Here is a 17956-nt window from a genome sequence, read left to right as displayed (position 1 = left end):
GCCGCAACGTTTTGTTTCAGCCTTCCAGCGAGCCACCGGCCAGGGCGCACAGCTGGATCGGGTCGATAATCCGGATTTCCTTGCCTTCTGCCGCAATCAGTTCGTTTTGCTGGAAGCGGGTAAAGACCCGTGACACGGTTTCCACCGCCAGGCCCAGGTAGTTGCCGATTTCGTTGCGCGACATGCTCAGGCGGAACTGATTGGCGGAAAAACCCCGGGCGCGGAAACGTGCCGAGAGGTTGACCAGGAAGGTGGCAATGCGTTCGTCGGCGGTCTTTTTCGACAACAGCAGCATCATCTGCTGGTCGTCACGGATTTCGCGACTCATCACGCGCATCAGCTGACGGCGCAACTGCGGCAATTGCAGGGCCAGTTCGTCGAGGCGTTCGAAAGGAATCTCACACACCGAGGTGGTTTCCAGGGCTTGTGCCGACACCGGGTGCTTTTCGGTGTCCATGCCCGACAGGCCAACCAGTTCGCTGGGCAGGTGGAAACCAGTGAGCTGTTCCTCACCGGTGTCGCTCAGGCTGAAGGTCTTGAGGGCGCCAGAACGGACTGCGTAAACAGAATCGAAGGTATCGCCCTGGCGGAACAGAAATTCGCCTTTTTTCAGCGGCCGGCCGCGTTTGACGATTTCGTCCAGCGCATCCATGTCTTCCAGATTCAACGAAAGTGGCAGGCAAAGAGGGGCCAGGCTGCAATCCTTGCAATGGGCTTGATTATGAGCGCGCAGTTTTACTGGCTCGGACATTTCTTCAATCCTTGTGGGAATTCACACATAAGACGTAAGGGTAACTCACCCGAGGACATTGAGGCCAGCCTGTGGCGCTTTTGTCGCAGCGCTCTAGATTACCCGTGAAAAACGCTGGCGACTGTGTTGTTCCAGGTACGCGTCGAACACCATACACACCGAGCGGGCCAACAGTCGTCCGGCGGGCAGGATGGTGATCCTGTCGCGTTCGAGTTCGATCAGCCCGTCTTTGGCCATGCCTTGCAGCTGGGGCCAGAGATCACCGAAATAGCCCTGGAAATCGATGTTGAAGGCCCGTTCGATATCGGAAAACTCCAGGCTGAAATTGCAGATCAATTGCTGGATGACCGCGCGCCGCAGCCGGTCGTCGGCGTTGCACAGCAGGCCACGGCTCGTGGCGAGCTGCATGGATGCAAGGACGTTCTGGTACTCGGTCAGGTCGCTGCTGTTCTGGCAGTACAGGTCGCCGATCTGGCTGATCGCCGACACGCCAAGGCCGATCAGATCGCAATGACCGTGGGTGGTGTAGCCCTGGAAGTTGCGTTGCAGGGTCGACTCTTCCTGGGCAATCGCCAGCTCATCGTCGGGCAGGGCGAAGTGGTCCATGCCAATGTAGCGGTAGCCGGCGCTGATCAGTTGCTCAATGGTGCGCTGCAGCATTTCCAGTTTCTGCGCGGGTGTTGGCAGTTCATTGCTGTTGATGCGCCGCTGGGGCATGAAGCGTTCCGGCAAGTGGGCGTAGTTGAACACCGATAACCTGTCCGGTTGCAGGTTGATGACCTCTTCGACGGTGCGGGCGAAATTCTCCGGCGTCTGTCTTGGCAGGCCGTAGATCAGGTCGATATTGATCGAGCGAAACTGCAAGGTGCGGGCGGCGTCGATCACCGCGCGGGTTTCTTCCAGGCTTTGCAGGCGATTGACTGCACGCTGAACCGCCGGATCGAGGTCTTGCAGGCCGATGCTCACCCGATTGAAGCCCAGTTCCCGCAGCAGGCCCATGGTCGACCAGTCGGCCTCGCGCGGGTCGATCTCGATGCCGTAGTCGCCGGAGTCGTCGTCCAGCAAATTGAAGTGTTTGCGCAGATGCGTCATCAACTGGCGCAGTTCGTCGTGGCTGAGAAAGGTAGGTGTGCCGCCACCGAAGTGCAGTTGCTCGACTTTCTGCGTGGGGTCGAGGTGGCAAGCGATCAACTGGATTTCCTGTTCCAGGCGCTGCAAATACGGCTGCGCCCGCCCGCGATCCTTGGTGATGACCTTGTTGCAGGCGCAGTAATAGCAAATGTTCGCGCAGAACGGCACGTGCACGTACAGCGACAACGGGCGTTGGGCCTTGCGGCTGTCGCGCAGGGCATGAAACAGGTCGAAAGTGCCGACCTGGCTGTTGAATTGCACGGCGGTCGGGTACGAGGTGTAGCGTGGTCCCGCCAGGTCATAACGGCGGATCAGATCGGTGTCCCAACGAATGGCGTCGAGCATCATGCGGGCATTCCCCCGGATAGGCTGGCAGTGTCAGCCACTTTATGCGAGGGCGGGGAGGGGCATCTTGATTTGCATCAAGGGGGAGTGTGAAGTGCATTTTGTGGCGAGGGGGCTTGTCGGAATGCCGCACCACCCCGTTCGGCGGCGTAGCCGTCGTATACCCAACAACTTTTTCTCACTGACTCACTGCATTATCTGATTTGGGGCCGCTGCGCAGCCCAACGGGGTGGTGCGGCATTCCGACAAGCCCCCTCGCCACAATGTCAGTGCCCCATGAGCCAATGCTGATGCGGCCCCGGCAAGGTCCAGATGCCGAACAGCATCACGAGCAATCCACCCGCCATCCGCACGCTGCGTTTGCGCAACAGTGCGGTGATGCGCTCGGCGGCAAGGCCTGTCGCCAGCAGCACCGGCCAGGTGCCGAGCCCGAACGCGAGCATCAACAATGCGCTGTCCAGCGCGTTGCCCTGGCTGGCCGACCATAGCAAGGTGCTGTAAACCAGACCGCACGGCAGCCAGCCCCAGAGCGCGCCCAACAGCAGCGCACGGGGAACGCTCGACACCGGCAACAACCGGTTGGCGACTGGCTGGATATGCCGCCACAGGCCGCGACCGAGGCTTTCGATACGGGTCAGGCCGCTCCACCAGCCGGCCAGGTACAGGCCCATGGCAATCAGCAGCAAGCCGGCAAGGATGCGCAGGAACATCGCCGCCGGGCTGCTGGCCACGGCCCATCCGGCCAGGCCGATCAGCAGTCCGGCGCAGGCATAGCTCAGGATCCGGCCCAGGTTGTAGGCCAGCAACAAGCGAAAGCGGCGACTGCGTTGTTCCTTGGGAATCGCCAGGGTCAGCGCGCCCATCAAGCCGCCGCACATGCCCAGGCAATGGCCGCCGCCGAGCAAGCCGAGGATCACCGCAGACACCAGCAGTGGCGCAAGGTCAAGCATGGGGCGGGGCCTTGTCTTGCGGCTTGGTCGGTTGGCCGCTGGCCTCATCGACGGCGGCGGTGTGGTTCGGGTCCTGGTCGTCGAACAGGATGCTATGGGCCGGGCCGTCGAGGTCGTCGTACTGACCGCTGTCCACCGCCCAGAAGAAGATATAGACGGCGATGGCCACGATCAGCAGCGCAGCGGGAATCATCACGTAAAGAGCTGGCATCTGGACTCCATGCCCGCGCGGCTCAGGCCGGCAGCGGGCGGGTTTCTGGCGAAGTGCTGGCGGCGGGCGCGCTCGGCATGCGAGTCAGGCGCAGCGCGTTCAACACCACGGTCAACGAACTGATCGACATGCCCACCGCCGCCCAGACCGGAGTGATCCAGCCGAGGGCGGCGAAGGGCAACATGAGGCCATTGTACAACCCGGCCCACAGAAGGTTCTCGATAATGACCCGGCGGGTGCGCCGCGCCAGGCTGAAGGCTTGCACCAGCGCGTCGAGGCGGTTGGACAGCAACACGGCATCGGCACTGGTTTTCGCAAGGTCGGTGGCCGAGCCCATGGCGACGCTGATGTCCGCAGCCGCCAGCACTGGCACGTCATTTACCCCGTCCCCCAGCATCAACACCTTGCGACCTTCTTTGTGCAGTTGCTGCAGGACCTGCAGCTTATCGTCCGGACGCAAACCGCCACGGGCTTCATCGATACCCAGTTCCGCCGCCACGCTGGCTACCATTGGCGAGCTGTCGCCGGACAACAGCAGCGTGCGCCAGCCTCGCGCCTTGCACGCGGCCAACAGCGCGGGCGCGTCGGCCCGCAAGCGATCGTCGAGGACAAGCCAGGCCAGCGGTCCCTGGTTGTCGCCAAGCAGCAGCCATTGGCCGGCTTCCTCAGGCATCGACGGCACCATGGCGCCGCTGAGTTCGCAGACGAAATTCGGTTGGCCGATGCGCAGGCGGCGCCCGTCAACCAGCCCCTCCAGGCCAAGGCCCGGTGTGCTGTGGACTTCTTCGGCAGCCATCGGTGCACGACCGAAAGCGCGGGAGATCGGATGTTCGGAGCGGTTTTCCAGGGCTGCGGCGAGGCCCAGGCATTGATCGCTGTCGAGTGCGCCGAGGGGGCGGATCGAACGCAGCGCCAGGCGACCTTCGGTGAGGGTGCCGGTCTTGTCGAAAATCACTGTGTCGATCTGGTTCAGGCCTTCCAGCACATGGCCACGCGTCAACAGCAGGCCCAGTTTGTGCAATGTGCCGGTGGCGGCGGTGAGGGCGGTCGGTGTGGCCAGCGACAACGCGCAAGGGCAAGTCGCTACCAGCATCGCCAACACAATCCAGAATGCTCGCGATGAGTCCAGTTCCCACCACAGCAGGCCAATGACCGCAGCCGCAATCAACGACAACAGCAGGAACCATTGCGCGGCGCGGTCGGCGATTTCCGCCAGGCGCGGTTTTTCGGCCTGGGCACGATCGAGCAGGCGAACGATGGCCGAGAGGCGAGTGTCCTGGCCCAGGGCCTGAACCTCGACGGTCAGTGCGCCTTCGACGTTCATTGTGCCGGCGGTGACCGCGTCGCCGAGGGTGCGGGGTTGTGGCAGGTATTCACCGGTCAGCAGGGACTCGTCGACACTCGACTGGCCGTCGAGGATCTTGCCGTCAGCCGGGAGAATGGCGCCCGGATGAACCAGCACCTGATCGCCGACACGCAGTTCACTGAGCAGAATGCGTTCGCTCTGGCCGTCGGCTGTCAATCGCAGGCACGAGGCGGGCAACAGATTCACCAGCTGCGCGGTGGCGGCGGCGGTGCGCTCCCGGGCGCGACGTTCCAGATAACGCCCGGCGAGCAGGAACAGGGCAAACATGCCAACGGCATCGAAATACAGTTCTCCGACCCCGGTGATCGACGTCCAGATCCCGGCGATGTAAGCGCTACCGATGGCCAGCGACACCGAAACGTCCATGGTCAGGTGGCGGGTGCGCAGATCGCGCATGGCGCCTTTGAAGAACGGCGCGCAGCTGTAGAACACAATCGGAGTGGTGAGGAACAGCGCGACCCAGCGCAGGATGGTGTGCAGTTCGGGGCTGAGGTCGATGTTGAATTCAGGCCAGGTGGCCATGGTTGCCATCATCGCCTGGAACCACAGCAAACCGGCCACGCCGAGCTGGCGCAGGGCCAGGCGGTTTTCGCTGGCCAGTTGTTCGCTGGCCCGGTCGGCCTGATACGGGTGTGCGGCGTAACCGATGTGACGCAGCTCGCTGAGGACCTGGCTCAGCGGCAATTGCCCATCGGCCCAGCGTACGTGCAGGCGATGGTTGGACAGGTTCAGGCGCGCTTCGGCCACGGCCGGCAAGGTGCGCAGGTGTTTTTCGATCAGCCAGCCGCAGGCGGCGCAGCTGATGCCTTCCATCAATAGTGTGGTTTCGGCGAGTTCGCCGTCGTGGCGAACGAAGGGTTGCTGCACATCGGCACGGTCGTACAGCGCCAGTTCATCCACCAGTTGCACCGGCAGCGCTTCGGGGTTGGCCGAGGCTTCGCTACGGTGCTGGTAATAGCATTCCAGGCCACCGGCGACAATGGCCTCGGCCACGGCCTGGCACCCCGGGCAGCAGAACTCGCGGGGTTGCCCCAGGACTGCAGCGGTGAAGCGGCTGCCGGCGGGGACGGGCAGGGCGCAGTGGTAGCAGGGGAGTGGGGTGGTCATTTCTGTAGCCATGAAAGCCTTTGTGGCGAGGGAGCTTGTCGGATCGCCGCATCGTCCCGCTCGGCTGCGAAGCAGTCGTAGTGCTGCGGACTCGCTGTACCTGAAGGAACTGAGTTGCAGATTTTAGGGGTGCTGCGCACCCCAGCGGGAGCAAGCTCCCTCGCCACATTCGATGGCATTTTTATTTCTTCAGGTCTTCGGCACCTTGCAGCGGTTCGTCACCCAGCAGCAGGTCTTTGTCATGGCTGACCATTTCTTCTTCGAACATGCGCCAGATGTGCTCGTCCTGAGTGCCGAGCAACTCGACAAAACGCCGGCCTTCGACCTTGTCGCTCAACTGGCCGATGTAGCGGCCCTGTTCGGTTTCGCTGCGGGTCAGGGTGATCTTGCGATCCTTTTCCGGTTGGGTCGGCGAGATCAGGTTCAGCTCCAGGGTCCCGGGCTGGCTGTCGCCGCTCAGGCGCAGGTCAACCTCGCCGGTCATGCCATCGAGATGAACGCTGGCGCGCATTTTCAGGGTCTGGGCCAGCAGCTCACGGTCGAGGGAGCGGTTGATGCCTTTGCCGGCCTCGTAGTAGTTGTCGTTGACCAGGTTGTCCGGGTTCTTCACCGCGATGGTCACCATGGACAAGGTCAGGGTCACCGAGCAGGCCAGGATCCCGATGATGATCCACGGCCAGAGGTGCTTGTACCAGGGACTAGCGGCAGTTGCTGCGGGCATGTTCAGTTCTCTCAACGAATTTGTGGGCCGATGAACCGGCTCTTGGCTTCAATGTGGACGCTGTCGTCATCGGCGTCCTTGAGGATGAATTTCACCTCGTTGGTGCTCGACGGCAGTTTTTCCGGTGCGACGGACAGCTCGGCAGGCTGGCTGATGATCTCGCCGGCCGCGACCTTGATCTCGCGTCGACCCTGCAATTTGAGATCCGGCAGGCCGGAGGCTTCGAGCAGGTAGGTATGGTCGCGCTGGTCCTTGTTCATGATTTTCAGGCTGTAGACGTTTTCGATCCGGCCTTCGGCGTTCTCGCGGTACAGCACGCGGTCCTTGCTGACATCGAAGCCCACCAGTGCACGCATGAAGAACGCCGTCGCCAGCAGGCTGATCATCGCCAGCAGCACCACGGCATAGCCAATCAGGCGCGGACGCAGTTTATGGGTTATCTGCCCGGACAGGTTGTGCTCGGTGGTGTAGCTGATCAGCCCGCGCGGGTAATCCATTTTGTCCATGATGGCGTCGCAGGCATCGATACAGGCGGCGCAACCGATGCATTCGATTTGCAGGCCGTCGCGGATGTCGATACCGGTCGGGCAGACCTGGACGCACATGGTGCAGTCGATGCAGTCGCCCAGGCCCTGAGCCTTGTAGTCGATGCCTTTTTTGCGCGGGCCACGGCCTTCGCCACGGCGCGGGTCGTAGGAAACGATCAGGGTGTCCTTGTCGAACATCACACTCTGGAAGCGCGCGTACGGGCACATGTAGATGCACACCTGTTCACGCAACCAGCCGGCGTTGCCATAAGTGGCGAGGGTGAAGAAACCGACCCAGAAGTACGACCAGCCATCCGCCTGGCCGGTGAAGAAGTCGAACACCAGTTCGCGGATCGGCGAGAAGTAGCCGACGAAGGTCATGCCGGTGACGAAGCCGATCAGCAGCCACAGGCTGTGTTTGCTGAACTTGCGCAGGAGCTTGTTGGCGCTCATCGGCGCCTTGTCGAGCTTGATGCGTTGGTTGCGGTCACCTTCAGTGACTTTTTCGCACCACATGAAGATCCAGGTCCAGACGCTTTGCGGGCAGGTATAGCCGCACCAGACCCGTCCGGCGTACACGGTGATGAAGAACAGGCCGAAGGCGGCAATGATCAACATGCCGGACAGCAGAATGAAGTCCTGGGGCCAGAAGGTGGCGCCGAAAATGAAGAACTTGCGCTCCGGCACGTTCCACCACACGGCTTGATGACCGCCCCAGTTCAGCCACACCGTGCCGAAATACAGCAGGAACAACACGGCACCGCCGGTCATCCGCAGGTTGCGAAACAGGCCGGTGAAGGCGCGGGTGTAGATTTTTTCCCTGGAGGCGTAGAGGTCGACGCTGTTGTTCGCGTTCTTGGTGGGTGGAGTGACGTCGTGTACCGGAATCTGGTTGCTCATCATTGCATCCCACGGCAGTGGAAAAATGCCTCGGTCAGTACGTGCCGACCGCGGTCAAAAAGGGGTGTTGCAGTGGCGCAATGATACGCCTGTCGCTCTAGCCTGCGGGTGCGACCTTTGGTCGCGTTGGGAGAAATCCGCGGATGGTGTAGCGAATGTAACAAAACATGATGCAGGTCAATTGACACCCGCAGTATAGCTGCCCGGTCGTGGGGCATCGACGCCATCAGGTCATCCGATGGCGTCGCGGCGGTTTATTTGACCGGGACGGTATGGCTGGCAACAGGATTGCGCCAGTCATTGCCGGCGATGACGTTGACGGTGAGGGACTTTCTGTCGGGAGAAAAACTGGCCGACAACCAGCTTTGCCGAGTGGCCGAACCACTCATGAACAGTGGCGTATCACCATAGACGTAGTTGCTGGTCGGGTACTTTCCGTTCTGTTTGTTTGCATCGGCGGAAAATACGGCGGTCACGCGATAGTCCTCGAGCATCCGGGAGAACCGCATGATTTCGCGCTCCTGAACCGGCCAGCCGAACGGCTGGTGCAAGTTCAGCAGAATGATTTTGCCCTGGGCTCGAGCACGTTGCAGGTCTCGCTCCAGCCAGTCCAGCGAAGCGGTGATTTCGTAGGCGGTCGTATTGAAAAGCGAGTGAGTGGAAAAGTTGACGGAGTAGGTTGGCTCGTTGTGCAACTGGACCAAGTGAACATCGCCATAGTCCCTGGAATACGCCAGGCTGCCGTACCAGGTTTTCGTGAAAACAGAAGCCCTGGCGGCGAGGTCCAGGGTGGCGACTTTACCCCAGTAGCGATTCTTCAGGTCGTCGACGCTCCCGGCAGCGCAGTCGGGGCAACCTGCGACATTGAAGTCGTAGTCGTGATTGCCCAAGCCAAAGTCGTAAAGTTTGTTGAGTTTGTCCTGCAATACCGAATGAACGTAGGCGCGTTCTCTGGGATGCCCGGAAGCGGTCAGGTTACCGTTGATCATCACCGGGATGGCGGCAGCCCCTCCGAGTTGGTTCCTGAAGTCGGCAATGCTGCTGTATTGGGCGTTGATCAGCCACTTTGATCGCGCTTCCTTGTCGGCTGCGGACTCGTGTTCCTTGTTATCGGATTTTTCACTGGAGGGGTACTTCGGTTCCGAGGCAAACACCAGGTGTTGCGGCTGGGATTGGCTGGCCATCGAATGCATGACGGGGGCACAGGTCAATATCAGCAGGGAGAGCAGTTTGCAGCTGTTTGAAATTATCATGGAAGTCCATTTCCGTTTTATTGATGTTGTTTGTCTTGCGGTGCAGGGATTGTCGAAATAGATGAATTTATGCGGCGGTTTTTTCTGAAGCAATCAGGTGTCGAGGCTTTGTTGATAAGGCATGTTTCCGCGATTGACTGGAAATTTGCTCTATTGGTTTTGTTGTTTGGCATCAATAACAAAACGGCCCCGCCAATTCACATTGGCGGGGCCGTATTTTGTAGCTTCAAGCGTTTGCCTTACTCGGCGTCCGCTGCCTTCTCGCCGTGAGACAGGCTGTAGACGTAAGCGGCCAGCAGGTGAACCTTGTCGTTACCTTGCAGCTGCTCTTGCGCAGGCATCTGGCCCTGACGGCCATAACGGATGGTCTGCTGCAGTTGAGCGAAGCTCGAACCGTAGATGAACGCTGCCGGGTGAGTCAGGTTAGGTGCGCCCATCGCTGGGGTGCCTTTGCCTTCCGGACCGTGGCACGCCACGCAGTTGGTAGCGAACAGTTTCTGCCCGGCAACCGGGTCGGCCTTGGTGCCTTCCGGCAGCTTGCGGCCATCGAGGTTGGTCAGGACAAACGCGGCCACGTCGGCCACGCCTTGCTCGCCAATCACGTCAGCCCACGCAGGCATCACCGCATGACGGCCGCCCATGATGGTGGTCTTGATGGTTTGCGGCTCGCCGCCCCAGCGCCAGTCGGCGTCGGTCAGGTTCGGGAAGCCATAGGCGCCCTTGGCGTCGGAACCGTGGCAAACCGAGCAGTTGGAGGCGAACAGGCGGCCACCCATCTTCAGGGCTTGCGGGTCCTTGGCCACTTCTTCGATTGGCATGGCCGCGAACTTGGCGAAGATCGGACCGAACTTGGCGTCCGACTTGGCCATTTCCTTTTCCCACTCGTGAACGCCGGTCCAGCCGGTCTGGCCGTTGGCGAACGGGGTCTGCTTCTCGTTGTCGAGGTAGCCGTAACCCGGCAGCAGGCCTTTCCAGTTACCCAGGCCCGGATACAGCGCCAGGTAGCCCAGTGCGAAGATGATGGTGCCCACGAACAGCATGAACCACCATTTCGGCAGCGGGTTGTCGTACTCCTCGATGCCATCGAAGGAGTGCCCGACGGTCTCGTCTGTCTGTTCGCTGCGCTGGCCCTTGCGGGTCGACAGCAGCAGCCAGGTCAGGGCGAAGATCGTACCGAGACTGAGGACTGTGACGTACAGACTCCAGAATGTAGTCATTCTTTGTTACTCCTAGAAGCTTGCTCGACGTGCTTGATGGCTTCGGGATCATCCGCGAAAGGCAGCAAGGTCGCGTCTTCAAACTCCGACTTGCGCTTGGGGCTGAACACCCACAGTGCCAGTCCGATGAAGGCCACCATCACGACAACGGTGCCCAGGCCACGAATCATCCCTATATCCATCTAATTCACCGTTTGCTTTTGATGATGGTGCCCAGGCCTTGCAGATAGGCCACCAGCGCGTCCATTTCGGTTTTGCCCTTCACAGCATCCTTGGCGCCGGCGATGTCTTCGTCGGTGTAAGGGACGCCGAGCGTGCGCAAGACTTCCATTTTCTTGGCGGTGTCTTTGCCGTCGAGCTTGTTTTCCACGAGGAACGGGTAGGCCGGCATTTTCGACTCGGGCACTACGTTGCGCGGGTTGTACAGGTGCGCACGCTGCCAGTCATCGGAGTAACGACCGCCGACGCGGGCCAGGTCCGGACCGGTACGCTTGGAACCCCACAGGAACGGGTGGTCCCAGACGCTTTCACCGGCGACCGAGTAGTGGCCGTAGCGTTCGGTTTCAGCACGGAACGGACGGATCATCTGCGAGTGGCAGCCGACACAACCGTTGGCGATATAAACGTCCCGGCCTTCCAGTTCAAGGGCGGTGCGGGGCTTCATGCCCTCGACCGGCTTGTTGGTGACATCCTGGAAAAACAGCGGAACGATCTGGGTCAGGCCGCCGATGCTGACGGCGATGACCATGAAGAAGGCCAGCAGGCCAATATTCTTCTCGACTGCTTCATGCTTCATCAGTGAACTCCAACTACGGCAATCTGTTCGGCGGCTTTGGCTTCAGCCGGGTTCGAGGCGCGTACGGTACGGAATACGTTGTAGGCCATGAACAGCATGCCGGTGGCGAAGAATGCACCGCCCAGGGCGCGGACGATGAAGCCCGGGTGGCTGGCTTGCAGCGCTTCGACGAACGAGTAGGTGAGGGTGCCGTCATCGTTGATTGCACGCCACATCAGGCCCTGGGTGATGCCGTTGACCCACATCGAAGCGATGTAGAGCACGGTACCGATGGTCGCGAGCCAGAAGTGGGTGTTGATCAGGCCGGTGCTGTGCATCTGCGCACGACCGAACAGTTTCGGGATCATGTGGTAGATGGCGCCGATCGAGATCATCGCAACCCAGCCCAAGGCGCCGGCATGTACGTGGCCGATGGTCCAGTCGGTGTAGTGCGACAGCGAGTTGACGGTCTTGATGGCCATCATCGGGCCTTCGAAGGTCGACATGCCGTAGAACGCCAGGGAAACCACCAGGAAGCGCAGGATCGGGTCGGTACGCAGCTTATGCCAGGCGCCCGACAGGGTCATCATGCCGTTGATCATGCCGCCCCAGCTTGGCGCCAGCAGGATGATCGACATCGCCATGCCCAGCGATTGTGCCCAGTCCGGCAGTGCGGTGTAGTGCAGGTGGTGCGGGCCGGCCCAGATGTACAGGGTGATCAGTGCCCAGAAGTGCACGATCGACAGGCGATAGGAGTAGATCGGACGCTCGGCCTGTTTCGGCACGAAGTAGTACATCATCCCCAGGAAGCCGGTGGTCAGGAAGAAGCCCACGGCGTTGTGGCCGTACCACCACTGGATCATCGCGTCCGTCGCACCCGAGTAGGCCGAGTAGGACTTGAACAGGCTGACCGGCAACGACATGTGGTTGACGATGTGCAGCATTGCGGTCACGACGATGAACGCGCCGTAGAACCAGTTGCCCACATAGATGTGCTTGGTCTTGCGCTTGACGATGGTGCCGAAGAACACCAGACCGTAGGTGACCCAGACAATGGCCAGCAGAATAGCCAGGGGCCATTCCAGTTCCGCGTATTCCTTGGTGGTGGTGAAACCCATCGGCAAGGTAATGATCGCGCCGACGATCACCGCTTGCCATCCCCAGAAGGTAAAGGCGGCGAGGCTGTCGGAAATCAGTCGCGTTTGGCAGGTTCGCTGCACGACGTAATAAGAAGTGGCAAACAGTGCACATCCACCGAAGGCGAAAATCACCAGGTTGGTGTGCAGCGGGCGCAGGCGTCCAAAGCTCGTCCATGGCAGACCGAAGTTCAACTCCGGCCAGACCAGTTGCGAGGCAATGAAGACACCGAGCCCCATGCCAAGGATCCCCCAGACCACCGTCATGATGGCGAACTGGCGGACTACCTTATAGTTATAAGCAGTCGGACTGATTGCTGTGCTCATTCTAAGGTTCCACGGTTTGGGTGTTTTATTAGGATTAAAAATCGGCCGCAAGTATGGAGAAAGCAAGGGGTCATTGCAACGCGCCATGACCTGGGTCAATGCTTTCAAAAGCTGATTCTGCGGCCTTTCCATGCGCCGCGTAAGGACAAAATTGCCCGCGGGCAAAACGTCCCGGCGGACTGATCAGGCGAGGGGGTCAGGTCGGATGTAACGAGGTGTGTTCAAACGCAACGTTTGGCTGACCGAAGGCAATTGGTGCGACAGCCGGTATCTACCAGCCTTTGCGGCCTGTCATCGGGCAGATTCGTCGAACACATCGTTCAGGGTCGACCTGGAACCGGCACCGGCCAGTCCGCATCGGGGGAAGCTTAGACCCGAATCCGGTGATCCGAAAGAAAGAGTCAAAGAGGGTGCGACAATGCGTCGCAAAGAGGCAGCGGCAAGCTTCAAGCTGCAAGCTTCAAGAGAAATCCCGTTGCTTGCAGCTCTGGCTTTTGACTTTACTTGCCGCTTGTAGCTTGAAGCTTGCCGCTCAACTGCTCATCACCTCTGGAAAGGCTGTACACGTAAGCCGCGAGCAGCTGCACCTTATCGTTGCCGAGCAGTTCGTTCTGCGCCGGCATATGGCCCTGGCGGCCATGCCGAATCGTCTGCTCAAGCTGCGTCAGGCTTGTACCGTAAATGAAGCCGGCCGGGTGCGTCAGGTTCGGCGCGCCCATGGCTTCGGTGCCCTGGCCATTAGCTCCGTGACAGGCGACGCAGGTGGTGCTGAAGGCTTGCTGTCCGGCTTGCAGGTCGGCTTTGCTGTCGGCAGGCAATGGCAACTTGGCCAGGCCATGGCGCACATAAGCGGCGACGTTTTTCACACCGTCCTCCCCCAGGACTTCACCCCAGGCCGGCATCATCGCCATCCGGCCACCCATGATGGTGGTCTTGAGGGTTTCTGCATTGCCGCCCCAGCGCCAGTCGCTGTCGGTCAGGTTGGGGAAACCGTATGCACCCTTGGCGTCCGAGCCGTGGCACACCGAGCAGTTGGAGGCAAACAGGCGGCCGCCCATTTTCAGTGCCTGCGGGTCCTTGGCCACTTCTTCCACGGGCATCGCCGCGAACTTGGCGAAGATCGGCCCGAACTTCGCGTCAGCCTTGTCCATCTCCTTTTCCCATTCGTGCACGCCGGTCCAGCCGTTTTCGTAGCCGGGGAGGACGCCTTTCCAGTTGCCCAGGCCCGGATAAAGGATCAGATAACCGACGGCAAACACCAGGGTGCCAGCGAACAGCATGAACCACCATTGCGGCAACGGGTTGTCGTACTCCTCGATGCCGTCGAAGCTGTGGCCCATGGTCTGGTCGACACTGCCCTTGGTTTCACCCTTGCGGGTGCCGATCAACAGCCAGGTCAGGCCGATCAGGCTGCCGATGGTCAGTACGCAGATCCACGTACTCCAGAAGGTGGTCATGGCCGGGTACTCCTTGTTGCTGATTCTTCAGTGATGTCGGGTTGTGGCTCGTCGGCGAACGGCAGCAGGCGCGCTTCGGCGAATTCCGGGCTGCGCTTGCCGTTGAATACCCACAGGGTCAAGCCAATGAACGCGACGAATACGACGACAGTGCCAAGGCCGCGGATCATTCCAGTGCTCAATTCAAACATTGCTCACCTCTTGCTCTTGATGGCAGTGCCGAGCACTTGCAGGTAGGCGACCAGTGCATCCATCTCGCTCTTGCCCTTGAGGGACGCGACGGCGCCGGTGATGTCTTCGTCGGTGTACGGCACGCCCAGGGTGCGCATGGCCTTGATCTTGGTTTCGGTATGACTGCTGTCGAGTTGATTGGCCACCAGCCACGGGTAGGCCGGCATCTTCGACTCCGGCACGACGTTGCGCGGGTTGTACAAGTGCGCGCGGTGCCAGTCGTCCGAGTAGCGCGCGCCGACCCGCGCCAGGTCCGGCCCGGTGCGTTTCGAGCCCCACAGGAACGGGTGATCCCAGACGCTTTCACCGGCCACCGAGTAGTGCCCGTAGCGTTCGGTCTCGGCGCGGAACGGGCGGATCATCTGCGAGTGGCAGCCGACGCAGCCTTCGCGGATGTAGATGTCGCGACCTTCCAGTTGCAGTGCGGTGTAGGGCTTCATGCCTTCCACCGGTTTGTTGGTCACGTCCTGGAAGAACAGCGGGACGATCTGGGTCAGGCCGCCGATGCTCACGGCCAGGATCATCAGCAGCAGCAACAGGCCGACGTTTTTCTCGATAGTTTCGTGTTTCATGGCGGACTCCTCAGGCCATCTGCGCGGCAGCGTCGACTTCGGCAGGCTGCGAGGCCCGCACGGTGCGCCAAGTGTTGTAGGCCATCAGGAACATGCCGCTGAGGAAAATCGCACCGCCCACCAGCCGCACGACGAAGCCAGGGTGGCTGGCCACCAGGGTCTCGACGAAGGAGTAAGTCAGCGTGCCGTCTTCGTTCACCGCACGCCACATCAGACCCTGGGCGATGCCGTTGACCCACATCGAGGCGATGTACAGAACGGTGCCGATGGTGGCGAGCCAGAAGTGCGCGTTGATCAGGCCGATGCTGTGCATCTGCTCGCGGCCGAAGATTTTCGGGATCATGTGGTACAGCGCGCCGATGGAAATCATCGCCACCCAGCCCAAGGCGCCGGCGTGTACGTGGCCGATGGTCCAGTCGGTGTAGTGGGAGAGGGCGTTGACCGTCTTGATCGCCATCATCGGCCCTTCGAAGGTCGACATGCCGTAGAACGCCAGGGACACCACGAGGAAGCGCAGGACCGGGTCGCTGCGCAACTTATGCCAGGCACCCGAGAGGGTCATCATGCCGTTGATCATCCCGCCCCAGCTTGGTGCCAGCAGGATCAGCGACATCACCATGCCCAGCGACTGCGCCCAGTCCGGCAATGCGGTGTAGTGCAAGTGGTGCGGACCGGCCCAGATGTACAGGGTGATCAGCGCCCAGAAGTGCACGATCGACAGGCGATAGGAGTACACCGGACGCTCGGCCTGTTTCGGCACGAAGTAATACATCATCCCGAGGAAACCGGCGGTGAGGAAAAAGCCCACGGCGTTGTGCCCGTACCACCACTGCACCATCGCGTCAGTGGCACCGGAGTACAGCGAGTAGGACTTGGTGAAGCTGACCGGCAACTCCATGTTGTTGACGATGTGCAGGATCGCCACGGTGATGATGAACGCACCGAAGAACCAGTTACCGACATAAATGTGCTTGGTCTTGCGCTGCATGATCGTGCCGAAGAACACGATGGCGTAAGCGACCCAGACGATGGTGATCAGGATGTCGATCGGCCATTCCAGCTCGGCGTATTCCTTGGAGCTGGTGTAGCCCAGCGGCAGGCTGATGGCTGCCAGCAGGATCACAAGCTGCCAGCCCCAGAAACAGAACGCGGCAACTGCGGGAGCAAATAAGCGTGTTTGGCACGTCCGTTGTACGGAGTACAACGAACTGGCGAACAGTGCGCAGCCGCCAAAGGCGAAGATCACCGCGTTGGTGTGTAGCGGGCGCAAGCGGCCGAAGCTGGTCCACGGCAAATTGAAGTTGAGTTCGGGCCAGACCAACTGGGCAGCGAGAAAAACCCCGAGCCCCATGCCGACGATGCCCCACACCACCGTCATAATGGCGAATTGGCGGACCACCTTGTAGTTGTAGGCGGTACTGATAGAAGTGTTCATGGTTCCCCATCCACGGTTCAGCCGAAGTGAGCGCGCAGCGCAAGGCAGTGCACCCTTCGGCCGGAGTTATAGGCAGACTAAAAGCGAGGCAAGCATGGACAAAGGGCACAAGGCCGGTATTGACGGGGATCAATGGGCGCAGTGCGTGCGGGATCATGGATGGTTGTGGAATGCCGCCGCTGGCAAGGCTACTGCGACGTTGATCCTCGCCCATGGCGCTGGCGCACCGATGGACAGCGACTGGATGAGCGACATGGCTGCACGCCTCGCCGCGCAAGGCGTCAACGTGTTGCGCTTCGAGTTTCCCTACATGGCGCAGCGGCGCCTCGATAGCGGCAAACGCCCGCCGAACCCGGCGCCGAAACTGCTGGAATGCTGGCGTGATGTGTATCCCCAGGTGCGACGCCATGTCACTGGGCCGTTGGCCATCGGCGGCAAGTCCATGGGCGGTCGCATGGCCAGTTTGTTGGCGGATGAATTGGGCGCGGATGCCCTGGTGTGCCTGGGGTATCCGTTCTATGCGGTGGGTAAACCGGAGAAGCCACGGGTTGAGCATTTGGCGGGGTTGAAGACACGAACCTTGATCGTGCAGGGTGAACGCGATGCATTGGGCAACCGGGAGGCGGTCGAGGGGTATGCGCTATCGCCGGGTATCGAGGTGTTCTGGCTGGTGGCGGGGGATCATGATTTGAAGCCGTTGAAGGCTTCGGGGTTTAGTCATGAGCAGCATTTGGTGGCTGCGGCACAGAAGGTGGCTTCATTCCTTCAATGAAGTTTTCGGCAGCAATCATCGCCTCATCGTGAGTAAGCCCACAATGGATTGGATATGCCTGATCCATTGTGGGGGGAACTACGCCGCTTGGGGGACTTGCGATGTACTAACTTCAGGATGTTTGTCTTGTTAAGTTGAATACGCCATTGGGGGATTCAAATTCGGGACTGAATGTCGCTTCAAAGTCGCCCGTGCTGATGCCGTCTTTCGGATCGAGTTTGATGGAAACTTTAGCTGATAGTGCGTCTATGCATTTGAAATGACCATCGCTGGTCATATAACAGTGCGTAAAGGTAAGACCCTGTTCTCCCAAGTTGAATGTCTTGTCAAAGATGTTTTCGTCAATGTAGTCAAGGGTGAAGTCATAGAGGAAAATGTCCCCTGTATTATTGGAGCCTGTCGAAGCGTTCCACGCCCAGAAATCCCTCCCATTAAAGCGGATGCGTTGAAGGGATGCGGTGGTCGCTTCGATCCAGGCGGGTTCTGTGTTGAAACGCCACCTGAACGTGCCGGGGGGTACCGGATAAAGTTTTTGTTTCGTTGCCGCTAATAGGCGTTCCAGTTTGCTATCCATCTTGGTTAAAGACCTCATAGATGTTGACACGTGACGTTCTGTCGATGTCGGGATGAATAGCGTAAGATTTTTATCGGAGCAATTTAACTATCAAGGTTGATAGTGGATTTTTTGGTTTTTATGTGAGTTATGAGATGTCGTTTTTTAAGGTGAAGCTTTATGCAATAAAAAATCCCCGATCATTGGTCGGGGATTATA

18 protein-coding genes are annotated in these 17956 nt (G+C 60.1%); 1 reads left to right on the top strand and 17 read right to left on the bottom strand.

Annotated elements, in window-relative coordinates:
- Positions 1–16: 16 nt before the first annotated feature.
- From fnr to ccoN (KGA96_RS23565), 16 genes are all read right to left on the bottom strand, one after another.
- Entirely contained in the window at positions 17–751 is a 735-nt protein-coding gene (gene fnr / locus KGA96_RS23640) for a fumarate/nitrate reduction transcriptional regulator Fnr (RefSeq protein ID WP_046041331.1), read from the bottom strand.
- Positions 752–844: 93 nt separating this feature from the next.
- Positions 845–2227: an oxygen-independent coproporphyrinogen III oxidase gene (gene hemN, locus KGA96_RS23635; protein ID WP_046041427.1), complete on the bottom strand. Its 1383-nt coding sequence runs from the start codon at positions 2225–2227 to the stop codon at positions 845–847.
- A gap of 266 nt (positions 2228–2493) precedes the next feature.
- Positions 2494–3177, bottom strand: coding sequence for a sulfite exporter TauE/SafE family protein (locus KGA96_RS23630; RefSeq protein WP_046041333.1), 684 nt, complete (start codon positions 3175–3177; stop codon positions 2494–2496).
- Positions 3170–3388 carry a cbb3-type cytochrome oxidase assembly protein CcoS gene (ccoS, locus tag KGA96_RS23625; RefSeq protein WP_046041335.1) on the bottom strand — a complete coding sequence of 73 codons (219 nt, stop codon included), beginning with the start codon at positions 3386–3388 and terminating at the stop codon, positions 3170–3172. The genes KGA96_RS23630 and ccoS overlap by 8 nt, the downstream gene beginning before the upstream one ends.
- A 22-nt stretch (positions 3389–3410) precedes the next feature.
- The gene (locus KGA96_RS23620; protein WP_223515138.1) at positions 3411–5861 is read right to left on the bottom strand and encodes a heavy metal translocating P-type ATPase; all 2451 of its coding nucleotides are present in this window, start codon (positions 5859–5861) and stop codon (positions 3411–3413) included.
- A 181-nt stretch (positions 5862–6042) separates the two neighbouring features.
- On the bottom strand, positions 6043–6582 hold the full coding sequence (locus KGA96_RS23615; protein WP_046041339.1) for a FixH family protein: 540 nt from the start codon (positions 6580–6582) through the stop codon (positions 6043–6045).
- Positions 6583–6593: 11 nt separating this feature from the next.
- Positions 6594–8009 (bottom strand): cytochrome c oxidase accessory protein CcoG, encoded by a 1416-nt coding sequence (gene ccoG / locus KGA96_RS23610; RefSeq protein ID WP_046041341.1) that lies wholly within the window; start codon positions 8007–8009, stop codon positions 6594–6596.
- Between the two features lie 254 nt (positions 8010–8263).
- Positions 8264–9355: a metallophosphoesterase family protein gene (locus KGA96_RS23605; RefSeq protein ID WP_223465742.1), complete on the bottom strand. Its 1092-nt coding sequence runs from the start codon at positions 9353–9355 to the stop codon at positions 8264–8266.
- A 146-nt stretch (positions 9356–9501) separates the two neighbouring features.
- Positions 9502–10479, bottom strand: a complete 978-nt coding sequence (gene ccoP / locus KGA96_RS23600) for a cytochrome-c oxidase, cbb3-type subunit III (RefSeq protein ID WP_046041345.1) — start codon at positions 10477–10479, stop codon at positions 9502–9504.
- Positions 10476–10661 (bottom strand): CcoQ/FixQ family Cbb3-type cytochrome c oxidase assembly chaperone, encoded by a 186-nt coding sequence (locus KGA96_RS23595; RefSeq protein WP_003175465.1) that lies wholly within the window; start codon positions 10659–10661, stop codon positions 10476–10478. Before KGA96_RS23595 ends, ccoP (KGA96_RS23600) begins: the two co-directional genes overlap by 4 nt.
- A 5-nt stretch (positions 10662–10666) precedes the next feature.
- On the bottom strand, positions 10667–11275 hold the full coding sequence (gene ccoO / locus KGA96_RS23590; RefSeq protein ID WP_009042961.1) for a cytochrome-c oxidase, cbb3-type subunit II: 609 nt from the start codon (positions 11273–11275) through the stop codon (positions 10667–10669).
- Positions 11275–12717 (bottom strand): cytochrome-c oxidase, cbb3-type subunit I, encoded by a 1443-nt coding sequence (gene ccoN, locus KGA96_RS23585; protein ID WP_223515137.1) that lies wholly within the window; start codon positions 12715–12717, stop codon positions 11275–11277. Before ccoN (KGA96_RS23585) ends, ccoO (KGA96_RS23590) begins: the two co-directional genes overlap by 1 nt.
- 500 nt (positions 12718–13217) lie before the next feature.
- Positions 13218–14174 (bottom strand): cytochrome-c oxidase, cbb3-type subunit III, encoded by a 957-nt coding sequence (ccoP, locus tag KGA96_RS23580; protein ID WP_046041351.1) that lies wholly within the window; start codon positions 14172–14174, stop codon positions 13218–13220.
- Complete coding sequence (locus KGA96_RS23575; protein ID WP_046041353.1) at positions 14171–14365, bottom strand: cbb3-type cytochrome oxidase subunit 3; 195 nt, start codon at positions 14363–14365, stop codon at positions 14171–14173. The genes ccoP (KGA96_RS23580) and KGA96_RS23575 overlap by 4 nt, the downstream gene beginning before the upstream one ends.
- 3 nt (positions 14366–14368) lie before the next feature.
- Entirely contained in the window at positions 14369–14977 is a 609-nt protein-coding gene (ccoO, locus tag KGA96_RS23570; protein ID WP_008020035.1) for a cytochrome-c oxidase, cbb3-type subunit II, read from the bottom strand.
- 10 nt (positions 14978–14987) lie between these two features.
- Complete coding sequence (ccoN, locus tag KGA96_RS23565; protein WP_223515135.1) at positions 14988–16412, bottom strand: cytochrome-c oxidase, cbb3-type subunit I; 1425 nt, start codon at positions 16410–16412, stop codon at positions 14988–14990.
- Positions 16413–16506: 94 nt separating this feature from the next.
- Here ccoN (KGA96_RS23565) and KGA96_RS23560 point away from each other — a divergent pair, with 94 nt between their 5' ends.
- On the top strand, positions 16507–17184 hold the full coding sequence (locus KGA96_RS23560) for an alpha/beta fold hydrolase (protein ID WP_046041359.1): 678 nt from the start codon (positions 16507–16509) through the stop codon (positions 17182–17184).
- A 112-nt stretch (positions 17185–17296) separates the two neighbouring features.
- On the opposite strand, the gene KGA96_RS23555 is transcribed toward KGA96_RS23560, so the two are convergent.
- Positions 17297–17758 carry a hypothetical protein gene (locus KGA96_RS23555; protein WP_223515133.1) on the bottom strand — a complete coding sequence of 154 codons (462 nt, stop codon included), beginning with the start codon at positions 17756–17758 and terminating at the stop codon, positions 17297–17299.
- Positions 17759–17956 lie beyond the last annotated feature (198 nt).

It is taken from the genome of Pseudomonas sp. GL-R-26, from assembly GCF_019947365.1.
Lineage (GTDB): Bacteria > Pseudomonadota > Gammaproteobacteria > Pseudomonadales > Pseudomonadaceae > Aquipseudomonas.
The sequence above is the reverse complement of the archived record's forward strand: the minus strand, read 5'-3'. Positions and strand labels throughout refer to the sequence as shown.